This window comes from Phenylobacterium sp., assembly GCF_041916435.1.
In the GTDB taxonomy this organism is placed as follows: Bacteria; Pseudomonadota; Alphaproteobacteria; order Caulobacterales; family Caulobacteraceae; genus Phenylobacterium.
This window is the reverse complement of record NZ_JAYRZM010000005.1, coordinates 343,846-357,708: the sequence shown is the minus strand read 5'-3', so window position 1 is coordinate 357,708 and position 13,863 is coordinate 343,846. Positions and strand designations below refer to the sequence as shown.

Sequence of the window (13,863 nt, the reverse complement as noted above, 5' to 3'; positions counted from 1 at the left end):
TGCCCACAGGCGCACGGCAAGAGCATCTTCCGTCTCATGACGATCGCCACTTCGGCCGCCGCCTTGCCGCAGACGCGGGCCGGCCACGACCACATCGTCGACGTGCTGATCGCCGAGCGCGCGCCGAAGCTGTCGGGCCACCCGGCCTGGCCGCTGCTGCGCCCTGCGCTCTACCGCCTCCTGAACTACGCCAAGGCCCGGCGCATGGCCGACGTGATCGCGCCGATGGGCGGGCAGGCGGCCCTGGATCACGTCTCCGCGCTCCTGTCGGTGAAGGTGCGCGCGCGGGGCTTGGAGCGCATTCCCGCCAGCGGCCGCGCGGTGCTGATCTCCAACCACCCAACGGGCATCGCCGACGGGATCGCGGTCTACGACGCGGTGCGCCCGCTGCGCCCGGACCTGTGCTTCTACGCCAACGCCGACGCGCACCGCGTCGCCCCCGGATTTTCCGACGTGCTGATCCCGGTGGAGTGGGTGGAGGAGAAGCGCACCCGCGATCGCACGCGCCTGACCCTGCAGCTCACCAAGGAGGCCATGGAGGCCGAGCGGGCCCTGGCGATCTTCCCGGCCGGCCGGCTGGCCCGGCGCGAGCCGGACGGAAAGCTCTGCGACCCGCCCTGGATGGCCAGCGCGCTCTCCATCGCCCGCCGCTACGAGGCGCCGGTGATCCCGATGCATCTGGCCGGGCCCTGGTCGACCCTCTTCCACCTGTTCGACCGCTTCTCCCAGGAGCTGCGCGACATCACCCTGTTCCACGAGCTGCTGAACAAGCGCGGCCGCCAGTTCGAGCTGATCGTCGGCCCGCCGATCGCCCCCTCGGCCCTGGACCCCGACAGCTCGACCGCCACCACGGCGCTGAAGGCCTATGTGGAGACCGTCCTGCCCCGCCACCCGGACCGGCCCTTCGCATGAGCCTCGTGTCCGCGCGGGATATCCGCCTCGCCGACGAGGCGGCCACGGCGCGCCTGGGCGCGGCCATCGCCGGCGTGTTGCGCCCGGGCGAGGCGGTGTGCCTGTCCGGCCCGCTGGGCGCGGGCAAGTCGACCCTGGCGCGGGCGCTGATCCGCGCGCTGACCGCGCCTGACGAGGAGGTGCCCAGCCCCACCTTCACCCTGGTGCAGTTCTATGACGGACGCGGGCTGAACATCGCCCATTTCGACCTTTACCGGCTGACCTCGCCCGACGAGGCCTATGAGATCGGCCTGGACGAGGCGCTGGAGGACGGCGCGGCCCTGATCGAGTGGCCCGAGCGGCTGGAGGGCGCGCTGCCGGCCGACCGACTTGATATAGATTTGACCCCCGAATCGGGACCGGACGGCGAGGCGCGGCGCGCCCGCCTGACCCCGCACGGATCGTGGACAGGACGAGGACTTGAGTTTGGATCGTGAGGCCCTGAAGACGGCGTTCCTGGCGGACCAGGGGCTGGGCGATGCGAAGCGCGAGATGCTGGCCGGCGACGCCTCCACGCGCCGCTACGAGCGCCTGCACCGGCCGGGCAAGCCGAGCCTGATCTTCATGGACCAGCCGCCGGTGGAGAGCTCGCCCTGCCCGCCCGCGGCCACGCCCGCCGAGCGCCGCGCGGCCGGCTACAACGCCATGGCCCGGCTGGCCGCCGGCCGGGTGGACGCCTTCATCTGCGCGGCGGACTGGCTGCACGGCCAGGGCCTGTCGACGCCGCGGGTGGCCGCCTTCGACGTGGAGGCGGGCCTGGCCGTGCTGGAGGACCTGGGCGACGACCTCTACGCCAACCTGATCGCCGGCGGCGCGGACGAGGCGCCGCTCTACGACGACGCCATCGACGCCCTGGTGGCCATCCACGCCGTCCGCCCGCCCGAGATCCTGGCCGTCGACGGCCTGCGCTGGCCGCTGCTCGCCTACGACGACCTGGCGCTGGCCACCGGCGGGGAGATGTTCCTGGAGTGGTGGCCGAAGTACGCCGGCATGGCTCCGTTCAGCCCCGAGGCCGTCGCCGAATGGGACGCGCTGTGGGCGCCGATCCGCGCCCGCGGCGAAGCCGGCGCCGGCGTCTTCTGCCACCGCGACTACCACGCAGAGAACCTGATCTGGCTGCCCGGCCGCAAGGGTCCGGCGCGGGTGGGCATGCTGGACTTCCAGGACGCCCTGCGCGCCCACCCGGCCTGGGACATGTCGATGCTGCTGCACGACGGCCGCCGGGACGTGTCGCCCGAGCGGGAGGCGGCGGCCCTGGCCCGCTATTTCGAGCTGCGCCCCGAGGTGGACCGCGCCCGGTTCCTGGCCGACTACCACGCGCTGGGCGCCCTCAACGTGTCACGAATCCTGTTCATCTTCGCGCGGCAGGTCGCCGGTTTCGGGCGGCCCAAGTACGAGGCCTTCATGCCGCGCATGTGGCGCTATCTGAACCAGTGCCTCGCCGATCCGGAGCTGGCGCCGATCAAGGCCTGGTTCGACGCGAACATCCCGCCCGAGGCCCGGCGGTGAGCAGTGGCGGCCTGCCCGGCCCGAAGACCGCCATGGTGATGGCCGCCGGCCTGGGCACGCGCATGCGCCCGCTGACCGACACCCGGCCCAAGGCGCTGGTGGAGGTGGGCGGCAAGGCCCTGATCGACCACGTGCTCGACCGCCTGGCCGCGGCCGGGGTGGAGACCGCCGTGGTCAACGTCCATCACTTCGCCGACCAGATGGAGGCGCACCTGGCCGGCCGCACGCACCCGCGCATACTGATCTCGGACGAGCGCGCCGAGCTGCTGGATTCCGGCGGCGGCATCCGCCACGCCCGCGGCCTGCTGGGCGACGAGCCCATCTGGGTGGCCAACATCGATTCCCTGTGGATCGAGGGGCAGACCCCGGCGCTGGAGGCCATGAAGGCCCTGTGGGACCCTGAGCGCATGGACATCTGCCTGCTCCTGGTGCCGCGCGGCCAGGGGATCGGCTTCGAGGGGCCGCGCGGCTTCTTCCGCGACCCCAAGGGCCGGCTGATGCACTCGGCCGAGCCGGAGCCGCCGACGCCCTACGCCTTCGTCGGCGTGCAGATCATCAGGCCGCAGGTGCTGGACGACGCGCCGGACGGCGCCTTCTCCATGGTGCCGGTCTGGCGGCGCACGGCCGCCGACGGGCGGCTGTTCGGCGCGGTGATGGACGGCTTCTGGATGCACGTGGGCGACCCCGGGGCCCGCGAGGCGGCCGAGGCGAGGCTGGCCGAGACGCCATGAGCGCGGGCGGCCTCTTCGACAGGCCGGGGCCGCGCTGGTTCAACATCCCCGCCCACCGGCCGTTCGTCGCCGACCTGGCGCGCGGGCTCTACGAGGCGCTGACGCCGCTCGGGCCGGACGCCCTGTCCCAGGCCATCGTGCTCACCCCCACCCGGCGCGGGGCCAGGGCCCTGGCGGACGGTTTCGTGGCCGCCGCCGGGGGCCGGGCGGTGCTGCCGCCGCAGATCCGCCCCGTCGGCGACCTGGACGAGGGCGAGCCGCCGTTCGAACCGGGCGACCTGGCGCTGGACCTGCCCTCCGCCATCGAGCCGCTGCGCCGCAGGTTCGAACTGACCCGGCTGGTGAAGGGCGGCGAGGCGCTGCTGGGCCGCTCGCTCAGCCCGAGCGCGGCGCTGGAACTGGCCGACGCCCTGGGCGGGTTCCTCGACAGCCTGCAGATCGAGGAGGTCGACCCCTCCGGCGGGCTCGCCGAGCTGGTCGAGGCCGACCTCGCCGAGCATTGGCGCATCTCCCGCGAGTTCCTCGAGCACGCGCTGGAGGCCTGGCCGAAACGGCTGGCGGAGCTCGGCGTGGCCGACGTCAGCGCCCGGCGCGTGGCCCTGCTGCGGCGGCTGGCCGAGCAGTGGCGCGACCATCCGCCGAAGGGCGTGCTGGTCGCCGCCGGCTCCACCGGCACCGCGCCGGCCACCGCCGACCTCCTGGCCGTGATCGCCGCCGCGCCGCAGGGCTGCGTGGTGCTGCCGGGCCTGGACGAGAGCCTGGCCGACACGGCTTGGGCGCAGGTGGGCGAACAGCATCCGCAGGGCGCCATGCGCCGCCTGCTGGCCCGCGCCGGCGTGGGGCGCGAGGCGGTGCGCGACTGGCCCGCCTCGGCCGGCTTCGAGAGCCGCGGACGCTGGCGGCGGCGGGTGGTCAACGAGGCCTTGCGCCCGCCCGAGGCCACCGCCGACTGGCTGAACGTCATCGAGGCGCTGCGCGCCGAGGGCGAGGCCGACGGCGTCGATCCCTTGAGCGAGGGCCTGTCCGGTCTGAGCCTGGTGAGCGCCCGCGCCGAGGAGGAGGCCGCCACGGTCGCGGCCCTGCTGCTGCGCGAGGCCCTGGAGACGCCGGACAAGACCGCCGCCCTGGTGGCGCCCGACCAGACGCTGGCCCGGCGCGTCGCCCTGAAGCTCGCCCGCTGGGGCGTGGTCCCGGACTCCTCGGCCGGCTACGCCCTCTCCGGCGCCCGCTGCGCCGTGCTGGCCGAACTCGTGGCGCGGGCGGCGCTCGACCCGCTCGATCCGGTGAACCTGCTGGCGATCGCCAAGCACCCGATGGCGCGCCTGCGGCTCGATCCGGAGACCCGCGCGCGCCAGATCGAGGCGCTGGAGCGCCACGGGCTGCGTGGACCGCGCACGGAGGGCTGGGAGGCCCTGGAGAGCCGCCTCGCCCGCGGCCGGGCCGAGGCGCTCAAGAAGGACAGGGCGCCGCTGGCCGCCGGCTTCGAGGCCGCGAGCGCCCTGGCCGCGCGGATGAAAGCCCTGCTGGCGCCGCTGGAGACGGCTTTCGCGGGCGACGAGATCCCCGTCGCCCAGGCCGCCCGCGCCGTCGCCGAGACCATGGAGGCCCTGGCGGCCGGCCCGGACGGCGATGTCGGCGAGCTCTGGGCCGGGCCGGGCGGCGAGGCGCTCGGCCGGCTGATCGCGGCCCTGATGGCCGAAGCCGACGGCCTGCCCAGCGTCGATCGCCGGGGCTTTTGCGAACTGCTGCAGCGCCTGATCGCCGACGAGACGGTGCGCACGGGCGGCGCCACCCACCCGCAGATTCGCATCCTGGGCGCGATCGAGGCGCGGCTGGTGCGGGCCGACCGGCTGATCCTGGCCGGACTGGAGGAAGGGGTCTGGCCCCAGGGCGCGCCGCTGGACCCGTTCCTGTCGCGGCCCATGCGCACGCGGCTCGGCTTGCCGCCGCCGGAGCGGCGCGTCGGCCTTTCGGCCCATGACTTCGCCCAGGCCGCCTGCGCGCCCGAGGTGATCCTCTTGCACGCCGAGCGCCGTGGCGGCTCGCCGGCGGTGAAGTCACGCTGGCTGTGGCGGCTGGAGACCCTGGCGCGCGGCGCGGGCGTGGAGATCCCCGGCCGGCCCGACGTGCTGGCCTGGGCCCGCGCCCTGGACGCGCCGGCCGCCTACAGCCCGGCCAAGAGGCCGGCCCCGCGCCCGCCCACGACGGACCGGCCGCGCAAGCTGGCGGTCACCCGGGTGGAGGCCCTGACCCGCGACCCCTATGCGGTGTGGGCGCGCGATATCCTGAAGCTGCACAAGCTCGACCGCCCGGACGAACCGGTCGAGGCCCGCGCCCGCGGCACGGCGATCCACAGCGCCTTCGAGCGCTTTGCCGAGGCCTTTCCCAGCGCCCTGCCGCCCGACGCGGCCGCCCGGTTCGAGGCGCTCTATCTCCAGGCCCTGGAAGAGGCGGGCATGCCGCCGGAGGCCCTGGCGCGGGAAGCGGCCTTGGCCCGCGAGGCCGCCGCCTGGGTCGCCGAGCTGGAGGCGCGCCGCCGCGCCGACGGCCGTGAGATCCACGTGGAGCTGGAGGGCGAGCACACCATCCTGACCACCGGCGGGCCGTTCACCGTCACCGCGCGTGCCGACCGCATCGAGAAGGACCCGGCCGGCTTCGGCCACATCCTGGACTACAAGACCGGCAAGGCGCCTTCGCCCAAGGTGGTGAAGACCGGCTTTTCGCCCCAGCTCACCCTGACCGCGGCGATCCTGATGCACGGCGGCTTTCGAGAGCTCGGCCGCCTGGAGCCGGGCGAGCTGACCTATCTGGAGATCACCGGCCGCCGCCCCGCCGGCCGCGAGGAGGTGCGCGCCACGGCCGGCGACGAGGCGGCGATGGCCGCCGCCCACGCCCTGGAGGGACTCTTCCGGCTGATCGAGGCGTTCGACGATCCCGACCGGCCCTACGTCTCGCGCACGGCGCCGCAGTTCGTGCGCGACCGGCACGGCGACCACGACCACCTGGCCCGCGTGTTCGAATGGTCGACCAGCGGCGACGAGGAGGCGGGCGAATGAGCGACCCGCAGCGCCTGGCCGCCAATCCGGCCGTCAACGCCTTCGTCACCGCCAACGCCGGATCGGGCAAGACCAAGACCCTGATCGACCGGGTGGCGCGCCTGCTGCTGGCGGGGGCCGAACCGGACACCATCCTGTGCGTGACCTACACCAAGGCCGCGGCCGCGGAGATGCAGCGGCGGCTGTTCAACCTCCTGGGCGGCTGGACGGTGGCTCCGGACGCGCGCCTGCGCGCCGACCTGGCCAAACTGGAGGGTAGGCCCGAGGCCGACTACGACGCCGGCGCGCTCTCCGTCGCCCGCGCGCTCTTCGCCCGCGCCCTGGAGACGCCCGGCGGGCTGAAGATCCAGACCATCCACGCCTTCTGCGAAAAGCTCCTGCGGCGCTTTCCGCTGGAGGCCGGCATCTCGCCCACCTTCCGGGTGATGGACGACGCGGCCTCCGCCGCGGTGGCCGAGGCGGCGCGCAGGGCCGTGGCGCGCCACGCGCTGAAGGGCGAGGGCCCGGTGGCCGAGGCCTACGCCCGCTTCTCCGTGGCCCTGGATTTCGCCAGCTTCCACGCCCTCTTCCGCAATTTCGAGGCCCAGCGCGGCGCGCTCGGCGACCACCTGGAGGCGGCCGGCGGCCTCGCCGGGGCGATCGCCGCGGCCTGGGCCGCCTGCGGCTTCCCGGACGGCGCCGCGGACGTGGAGGCGCTGGAGGCCGAGGCCATGGCCGGCCTCGACCGGCGCCTGTGGCTGGAGGTCGCCGAGGCCCTTGGCGGCGGCGGCAAGACCGACCAGGCCAATGCGGCGGCCCTGCGCGCGGTGGCGGCCGATCCGGAGGCGACGCTCTCGGCCGCGTTGGCCTGCCTGTTCACCGAGCGCGGCGAGGGGACGCCCGCCGCCTGGGTCGCCAAGACCAGCGGCCTGAAGGCGCACGAGGGCCTGCGCATGGCGCTGCTGTCCGAGCAGGACCGGCTGGCCGAGGCCCGCGAGCGGCTGCGCGGAGCCAGGATCGCCTGGGACACGGCCTACGCCCTGGTGCTGGCCAGCGCCTATCTGGACGCCTACGCCATCGAGAAGGCCGCCGCCGGCGCCCTCGACTTCGCCGACCTGATCGAGAAGACCCGCGACCTGGTGAAGGCCCGGCCGGACGCGGCCTGGGTGCTCTACAAGCTCGACAACGGCATCGACCACGTGCTGGTCGACGAGGCCCAGGACACCGCCCCCGAGCAGTGGGAGATCATCGGCGCGCTCACCGCCGAGTTCTTCGCCGGCGAGGGCCTGCCGAAGCGAGGCGGGCCGGAGCGCAGCCTGTTCGTCGTCGGCGACGAGAAGCAGTCGATCTACTCGTTCCAGGGCGCGGCGCCCGAGCGTCTGCTGGCGGAGACCGGCATGCACCTGGAGCGCATCACCGCGGCCGGGCGGCGCGGCCAAAGCGTGCCGCTCACCGCGTCCTGGCGCTCGACGGTGGAGGTGCTGCGCTTCGTCGACGCGGTGTTCGACGACCCCGACACCCTGGCCGGGGTGCCGCCGCCGAGCGGCGAGGACAAGGTGCGGCACCTGGCCATGCGCGAGACCCATCGCGGCTGCGTGGACCTGTGGCCGCTGTTCGCCGAGGAAAAGGCCGACGAGCGCGAGGCCTGGGACGCGCCGCTGGACATCGAGAGCGAGGCCAGCGCCAACAAGCGCCTGGCCAGGGCCATCGCCGGCGAGATCGCCGATCTGGTCGGCCGGGGCGACGCGGTGTTCGACAAGGAGATCGGCGAAGGCGGGGCCTGGCGGCCGGCCCGCTTCGGCGACGTGCTGATCCTGGTGCGGCGGCGGCGGGTGCTGTTCGAGGAGATCCTGCGCGCGCTGAAGCACGCCAAGATCCCGGTGGCCGGCGCCGACCGGCTGTCGCTGTCGGGGCACATCATCTTCGACGACCTGGTGGCCCTGGCCCGTTTCGTCCTGTTCCCGGCCGACGACCTGACCCTGGCGGCCCTGCTGCGCAGCCCGTTCTGCGACGTGGAGGACGAGAGCCTCTATGCGCTGGCCAAGGACCGGAAGGGCTCGCTGTGGGCAGCGCTGGCCGCGCGGGCGGGCGAGACCGCCGACTGGAGCTCGGCCTTCGCCTTCCTGGCTCAAGCAAGGGCGGAAGCGGCGGCCAGGCGGCCCTTCGAATTCTACGGCCGGGTCCTGGGCCTGGCCGACGCCGCCGGCCGGTCGATGCGCGCGCGCCTGCTCACCCGCCTGGGCTCGGAGGCCGAGGACGCCCTGGACGAATTCCTCGCCCAGGTGCTGGCCGCCGAAGCGCGCGGGGTGGAGGACCTGGAGCGGCTGTGCGCCGAGTTCGCCGACCTGGACATCACCGTGAAGCGGGAGATGGAGGCCGGCCGCGACGAGGTGCGGGTGATGACCACCCACGGCGCCAAGGGCCTGGAGGCGCCGATCGTCTTCCTGCCGGAAACGACGCTGGAGGGCGGGGCGCGGGGCTCGCCCCTGCTGCAGACGGCGGAGGGCGGGTTCCTCTGGTGCGCCAGCGGCAAGGCCGACTGCGCCGCCTCCGCCGCGGCCCGCGAAGCGCGCAAGCGCAAGGAGGAGGAAGAGGCCCTTCGCCTGCTCTATGTGGCCCTGACCCGCGCGCGCGACCGGCTGGTGCTGTGCGGGCGCCTGCCCGGCCGGGGCCGCGAGGAGACGCTGAAGGGCTGGTGGGGCCTGATCCGCAACGCCTTCGCCCATGAGACCGTGGCCCCGCACACCGCGCTAGCGGCCTGCGGCGAGGTCACCGCCACCCGCTTCGGCCCCGATCCCGAGCGGCTGGGGCCGGGGGCCGCGGCCGGCCCGGCCGGGGCGCCGGCCCCGCCGGGCTGGGCGCGTCTGGAAGCGGCCGCCGCCGCCTTTCCCCGCTACGCCTCGCCCTCGACCCTGGGCCAGAGCGACCATGCGCCGAACCCCTCGCCGCTGTCGGCCGTGGGCGGCCTGGGCCGCTTCCGCCGGGGCGACCTGATCCACCGGCTGCTGCAGATCCTGCCCGACCTGCCGCCGGACGCCCGCCCGGACGCCGCGCGCGCGATCCTGGCCCGCGAGCGCGACCTGACCGACGCCCAGCGCGCGGAGATGGTCACGGCCGCCTTCGGCGTGCTGGACGATCCGCAGTTCGCCGAGGTGTTCGGGCCCGGCAGCCGCGCCGAGGTGGCCATCGCCGGCTCGGCCCCCAGCCTGCCGGCGGGCCTGAGGATCAGCGGGCGCATCGACCGGCTGGTGGTGCTGCCCGACCGCGTGCTGGTGGCCGACTTCAAGACCAACCGGCCCTCGCCCGAGCGCATCGAGGCGGCCGACCCGGCCTATCTGCGACAGATGGCGATCTATGCGGCCGTGCTCGGCGAGGTGTTTCCGCAGCACAAAATTGAGGCGGCGCTCGTCTGGACGGACGGGCCGAGGCTGATGGCCGTTCCAGAATTCCTGATGGTTGAATCCATTGCCGACCTGGGCCGTAACGGTTGATACCTTCGGGTGGGCAGCCTACATGCGCGCTTCGACGCTAAGCCGGCCGGCGTTGCAAGAGCCGGCGCGAAAGGGAGCTTTTCATGAGCACCGTGAAGATCACCGACGAAAGCTTCGAGAAGGACGTCCTTCAGGCCGACAAGCCCGTGCTCGTCGATTTCTGGGCGGAGTGGTGCGGCCCCTGCAAGCAGATCGCCCCGGCCCTTGAGCAGATCGCCGAGGAGCTCGGCGAGCATGTGACCATCGCCAAGCTCAACATCGAGGAAAGCCCGACCACGCCCTCGCGTTACGGCGTGCGCGGCATCCCGACCATGATGCTGTTCAAGGGCGGCCAGATGGCCTCGATGAAGGTCGGCGCCATGCCCAAGCAGAAGATCCTGGAATGGCTCAACGAGGCCGGCGTCCAGCCGGCCTGAGCGGCCGAATGTTTCGAGGCGGATCGCAGGCGACCGGCCCGATCCGCCTCTTTTCTTGACCAGACCCTGGTGAAAGGCGCATAAGCGCGCCCTTCCGGCGCAACTTCGGTCAGCGCCCTCCACCGTCACGACCCCGGTTCCTATATCCGGACGAGGACGGCGAGGCCCCCCGTCGACGTGATCGTCCACGGGGGTTGATCGCGTTTGGGCCACAGGAGTCTTGATGTTTGACGCACTGACAGAGCGGCTATCCGGCGTATTCGACCGCCTCGGCGGGCGCGGGGTGCTGTCCGAGAAGGACATCGACGAGGCGCTGCGCGAGGTGCGCATCGCCCTGCTCGAGGCCGACGTGGCGCTGCCGGTGGTGCGCGAGTTCATCGCCAAGGCCAAGGAGCGCGCCACCGGCGAGGCGGTGCTGCGCTCGGTGCGTCCGGCCGACCAGGTGGTGAAGATCACCTACGACGGCCTGGTGGAGATGCTGGGCGGGGAGACGGCCGAGGGCCTGAACCTGGCGCTCAACCCGCCGACCGTGATCCTGATGGCCGGCCTGCAGGGCTCGGGCAAGACCACCACCGCCGGCAAGCTGGCGCTGAAGCTGGCCAAGGACCGCAAGAAGGTGCTGCTGGCCTCGCTGGACACCCGCCGTCCGGCCGCCATGGAGCAGCTCGCCACCCTGGCCAAGGCCGCCGGTGTCGAGAGCCTGCCGATCGTGCCCGGCCAGTCGGCGCCCGACATCGCCCGGCGGGCGATGAGCGCGGCCAAGCTGCAGGGCTACGACGTCCTGATCCTCGACACCGCCGGCCGCACCACCATCGACGAGGCGATGATGGCCGAGGCGGCCGAGATCGCGAAGATCTCCACGCCCGCCGAAACCCTGCTGGTGGCCGACAGCCTGACCGGCCAGGACGCGGTGCGCACGGCCAAGGCCTTCCACGAGCGCCTGCCGCTGACCGGCCTGGTGCTGACCCGCGCCGACGGCGACGGGCGCGGCGGCGCGGCGCTTTCCATGCGCGCGGTCACCGGCCTGCCGATCAAGTTCCTGGGCGTCTCCGAGAAGATCGACGGCCTGGACGTGTTCGACGCCGCCCGCGTGGCCGGCCGGATCCTGGGCCGCGGCGACGTGGTGGCCCTGGTCGAGAAGGCCGCCGAGGAGCTCGACCAGGCCAAGGCCGAGGCCATGGCCAAGAAGCTGGCCAAGGGCCAGTTCGACCTGGACATGATGGCCGAGCAGTTCGCCCAGATGAAGCGCATGGGCGGCATGGAAGGCCTGATGGGCCTTCTGCCCGGCGTGCAGAAGGTCAAGAAGCAGATGGCCGAGGCCAACGTCTCGGACAAGACGATCGACCGCCAGGCCGCGATCATCTCCTCCATGACCAAGGCCGAGCGCAAGAAGCCCGACATCCTGCAAGCCTCGCGCAAGCGGCGGATCGCGGCCGGCGCCGGCGTGGACGTGGCCGACGTCAACCGCCTGCTCAAGCAGCACCGGCAAATGTCCGACGCCTTCAAGATGATGAGCCGCAACGGCGGCAAGGGCTTCGCCCAGATGGCCGCCATGCTCGGCGGGGGCGGCATGGACCGCCGGCTCAAGGCCATGGGCGGCGGCAAGCTGCCCCAGCCCGATCCGGCGCAACTGGAGGAGCTGGGCAAGCTCGCCGGCGGCGCCAAGCTGCCGGGCCTGAGCGGCCCGGGCGGCGCTCCGAAACTTCCCGGCCAACTACCTGGATTGGGTGGCGGCGGCATGCCCCCCGGCTTCAATCCCTTCAAGAAATCCTAGAACTCACAAGGACTTAAAATGCTGAAGATCCGTCTCGCCCGTGGCGGCGCCAAGAAGCGTCCCTACTACTCGATCGTGGTGGCCGACAGCCATTCGCCCCGCGACGGCCGCTTCATCGAGAAGGTCGGCGCCTACAACCCGCTCCTGAAGAAGGACGATCCGGCGCGCGTGACCCTGAAGCTCGAGCGCATCCAGGAATGGATCGCCAAGGGCGCCCAGCCGACCGACCGCGTGGCCCGCTTCCTGGGTTCGGCCGGCGTCGTGCAGTGGAAGGCCGGCAACAACCCGAAGAAGGCCGAGCCCGGCCAGAAGGCCAAGGAACGCGCCGAAGAGCGCGCCCAGCGCGAAGCCGACCGCGCCGCCGCGGCCGCTGAAGCCGCCGCCGCCCCGGCCGAAGAGCCGGCCGCCGAGGAAGCCCCCGCCGCCGAAGCTCCGGCTGAAGAGGCTCCGGCCGCCGAAGCCGCCGAAGAGCAGGCCGAAGGCTGAGCCGGGTGATCGGGGCGGTCCCGCGTCATGGCTGACCGCCTCATCCTGGTCGGACGTCTCGCCGGCGCGTTCGGCGTGCGCGGCGAGACGCGGATCACCACCTACACCGAGGACCCGATGGCGCTGGGGCGCTATCGGGAGCTTCTGCGCAAGGACGGGGCCAAGGCCCTGACCATCGTCTCCGCGCGCCCGGCGAAGGGCGGGATCATCGCCCGCGCCAAGGAGATCGAGACCAAGGAGCAGGCCGACGCGATGCGCGGCCTGCAGCTCTTCATCCCGCGCGACAGCCTGCCGCCGCCGGAAGAGGACGAGTTCTATCTGGCCGACCTGATCGGCCTTTCGGTGGAAGACCCCGCCGGCCAGGCGATCGGCAAGGTCAAGTCCGTGCAGGACTTCGGCGCCGGCGATCTCCTGGAGATCGACCCGGCCGAGGGCGGCGCCACCTGGTGGCTGCCGTTCACCAAGGACGCCGTGCCCGAGGTGCGGCTGGCCGAGGGCAAGCTCGTGGCCGTGCGGCCCGAGGAGACCGAATAGGGCCCCCCGAGCCGGCGCTTCGTTCAGCCCTTGCGCATCCGGATCAGGCCTTCCTGGGCCACCGAGGCCACCAGCACGCCCTGCCGGTCGTAGATCGAGCCCAGGATGAAGCCGCGGCCGCCGGCGGCCGAGGGGCTGTCCTGCACGTAGAGGTGCCAGTCGTTGAAGTTCGACGGCTTGTGGAACCACATGGCGTGGTCGAGGCTGGCCGACTGCATGCCCGGCGTGTCCCAGTGCACCTTGTGCGGACGCATCGCCGTGGAGAGCAGGTTCATGTCCGAGGCGTAGGCCAGGATCACCTGGTGCATGTGCGCGTCGTCGCCGATCGGCGCCTTGGCGCGGATCCACACCATGCTCTTCGGGTCCCTGGCCTCGTCGCCGAAGTAGGGATCGCCGTCGACGCCGCGCATCTCGATCGGGCGCGGGCGCATGACCCACTTGCGCATCTCCTCGGGCATCTTTTCTGCATGCTTGGCGCGCTCGGCCATTTCGTCCGGCAGGGTCTCCGGGTCGGGCACGTCGGGCATCTGCGTCTGATGCTCGAAGCCGTCCTCGACCACCTGGAACGAGGCGGCCAGGTTGAAGATCTGCTTGCCGTTCTGGATGGCGACGACGCGGCGGGTGGTGAAGGTGCCGCCGTCGCGCGAGCGGTCCACGTCGAAGACGATCGGGATGCGCGGATCGCCCGGCCGGATGAAGTAGCAGTGCAGCGAGTGGCAGACCCGCTCCTCCACCGTCTCGTAGGCGGCCAGCAGCGACTGGGCGATCACCTGGCCGCCGAAGATGCGCGGACCGCCGCCCCGCGGGCTGGTCCCGCGGAAGAGGTTCAGCTCCAGCCGCTCCAGCCTCAGGGTCTCGGGCAAGCTCTCGGGCGTATCCATGAACGGGTCTCGAAAAATGCTGCAAATGCGAAAGCGCTGGGCTTTACGCGGCGCG

General features: G+C 72.9%; 11 protein-coding genes. 10 read left to right on the top strand and 1 reads right to left on the bottom strand.

Features of this window, described 5'->3' with window-relative positions; translation table 11 throughout:
• Nucleotides 1-36 precede the first annotated feature (36 nt).
• From ACE3TA_RS16115 to rimM, 10 genes are all read left to right on the top strand, one after another.
• On the top strand, nucleotides 37-912 hold the full coding sequence (locus ACE3TA_RS16115) for a GNAT family N-acetyltransferase (protein WP_374575317.1): 876 nt from the start codon (nucleotides 37-39) through the stop codon (nucleotides 910-912).
• The gene (tsaE, locus tag ACE3TA_RS16110; RefSeq protein WP_374575316.1) at nucleotides 909-1,388 is read left to right on the top strand and encodes a tRNA (adenosine(37)-N6)-threonylcarbamoyltransferase complex ATPase subunit type 1 TsaE; all 480 of its coding nucleotides are present in this window, start codon (nucleotides 909-911) and stop codon (nucleotides 1,386-1,388) included. The genes ACE3TA_RS16115 and tsaE overlap by 4 nt, the downstream gene beginning before the upstream one ends.
• Complete coding sequence (gene amgK / locus ACE3TA_RS16105; protein WP_374575315.1) at nucleotides 1,372-2,460, top strand: N-acetylmuramate/N-acetylglucosamine kinase AmgK; 1,089 nt, start codon at nucleotides 1,372-1,374, stop codon at nucleotides 2,458-2,460. The genes tsaE and amgK overlap by 17 nt, the downstream gene beginning before the upstream one ends.
• 32 nt (nucleotides 2,461-2,492) lie before the next feature.
• Nucleotides 2,493-3,191, top strand: a complete 699-nt coding sequence (locus ACE3TA_RS16100; RefSeq protein WP_374575466.1) for a nucleotidyltransferase family protein — start codon at nucleotides 2,493-2,495, stop codon at nucleotides 3,189-3,191.
• Entirely contained in the window at nucleotides 3,188-6,247 is a 3,060-nt protein-coding gene (gene addB / locus ACE3TA_RS16095; RefSeq protein WP_374575314.1) for a double-strand break repair protein AddB, read from the top strand. The genes ACE3TA_RS16100 and addB overlap by 4 nt, the downstream gene beginning before the upstream one ends.
• On the top strand, nucleotides 6,244-9,717 hold the full coding sequence (addA, locus tag ACE3TA_RS16090; protein ID WP_374575313.1) for a double-strand break repair helicase AddA: 3,474 nt from the start codon (nucleotides 6,244-6,246) through the stop codon (nucleotides 9,715-9,717). The genes addB and addA overlap by 4 nt, the downstream gene beginning before the upstream one ends.
• Nucleotides 9,718-9,800: 83 nt before the next feature.
• Nucleotides 9,801-10,133, top strand: a complete 333-nt coding sequence (trxA, locus tag ACE3TA_RS16085) for a thioredoxin (protein ID WP_374575312.1) — start codon at nucleotides 9,801-9,803, stop codon at nucleotides 10,131-10,133.
• Nucleotides 10,134-10,356: 223 nt separating this feature from the next.
• On the top strand, nucleotides 10,357-11,907 hold the full coding sequence (ffh, locus tag ACE3TA_RS16080) for a signal recognition particle protein (protein ID WP_374575311.1): 1,551 nt from the start codon (nucleotides 10,357-10,359) through the stop codon (nucleotides 11,905-11,907).
• Nucleotides 11,908-11,925: 18 nt separating this feature from the next.
• Complete coding sequence (gene rpsP / locus ACE3TA_RS16075) at nucleotides 11,926-12,393, top strand: 30S ribosomal protein S16 (protein ID WP_374575310.1); 468 nt, start codon at nucleotides 11,926-11,928, stop codon at nucleotides 12,391-12,393.
• Nucleotides 12,394-12,420: 27 nt separating this feature from the next.
• Entirely contained in the window at nucleotides 12,421-12,927 is a 507-nt protein-coding gene (gene rimM, locus ACE3TA_RS16070; protein WP_374575309.1) for a ribosome maturation factor RimM, read from the top strand.
• Nucleotides 12,928-12,950: 23 nt separating this feature from the next.
• Here rimM and tesB read toward each other — a convergent pair whose 3' ends face one another.
• Entirely contained in the window at nucleotides 12,951-13,808 is an 858-nt protein-coding gene (gene tesB / locus ACE3TA_RS16065) for an acyl-CoA thioesterase II (RefSeq protein ID WP_374575308.1), read from the bottom strand.
• Between the last annotated feature and the right edge of the window lie 55 nt (nucleotides 13,809-13,863).

Bases quoted from the DNA above. Each gene is read 5' to 3' on its own strand.
- tesB (WP_374575308.1), bottom strand. From the start codon at position 13,808: ATGGATACGCCCGAGAGCTTGCCCGAGACCCTGAGGCTGGAGCGGCTG.
- trxA (WP_374575312.1), top strand. From the start codon at position 9,801: ATGAGCACCGTGAAGATCACCGACGAAAGCTTCGAGAAGGACGTCCTT.
- ACE3TA_RS16115 (WP_374575317.1), top strand. From the start codon at position 37: ATGACGATCGCCACTTCGGCCGCCGCCTTGCCGCAGACGCGGGCCGGC.
- rpsP (WP_374575310.1), top strand. From the start codon at position 11,926: ATGCTGAAGATCCGTCTCGCCCGTGGCGGCGCCAAGAAGCGTCCCTAC.
- ffh (WP_374575311.1), top strand. From the start codon at position 10,357: ATGTTTGACGCACTGACAGAGCGGCTATCCGGCGTATTCGACCGCCTC.
- addA (WP_374575313.1), top strand. From the start codon at position 6,244: ATGAGCGACCCGCAGCGCCTGGCCGCCAATCCGGCCGTCAACGCCTTC.
- tsaE (WP_374575316.1), top strand. From the start codon at position 909: ATGAGCCTCGTGTCCGCGCGGGATATCCGCCTCGCCGACGAGGCGGCC.
- ACE3TA_RS16100 (WP_374575466.1), top strand. From the start codon at position 2,493: ATGGTGATGGCCGCCGGCCTGGGCACGCGCATGCGCCCGCTGACCGAC.
- rimM (WP_374575309.1), top strand. From the start codon at position 12,421: ATGGCTGACCGCCTCATCCTGGTCGGACGTCTCGCCGGCGCGTTCGGC.
- addB (WP_374575314.1), top strand. From the start codon at position 3,188: ATGAGCGCGGGCGGCCTCTTCGACAGGCCGGGGCCGCGCTGGTTCAAC.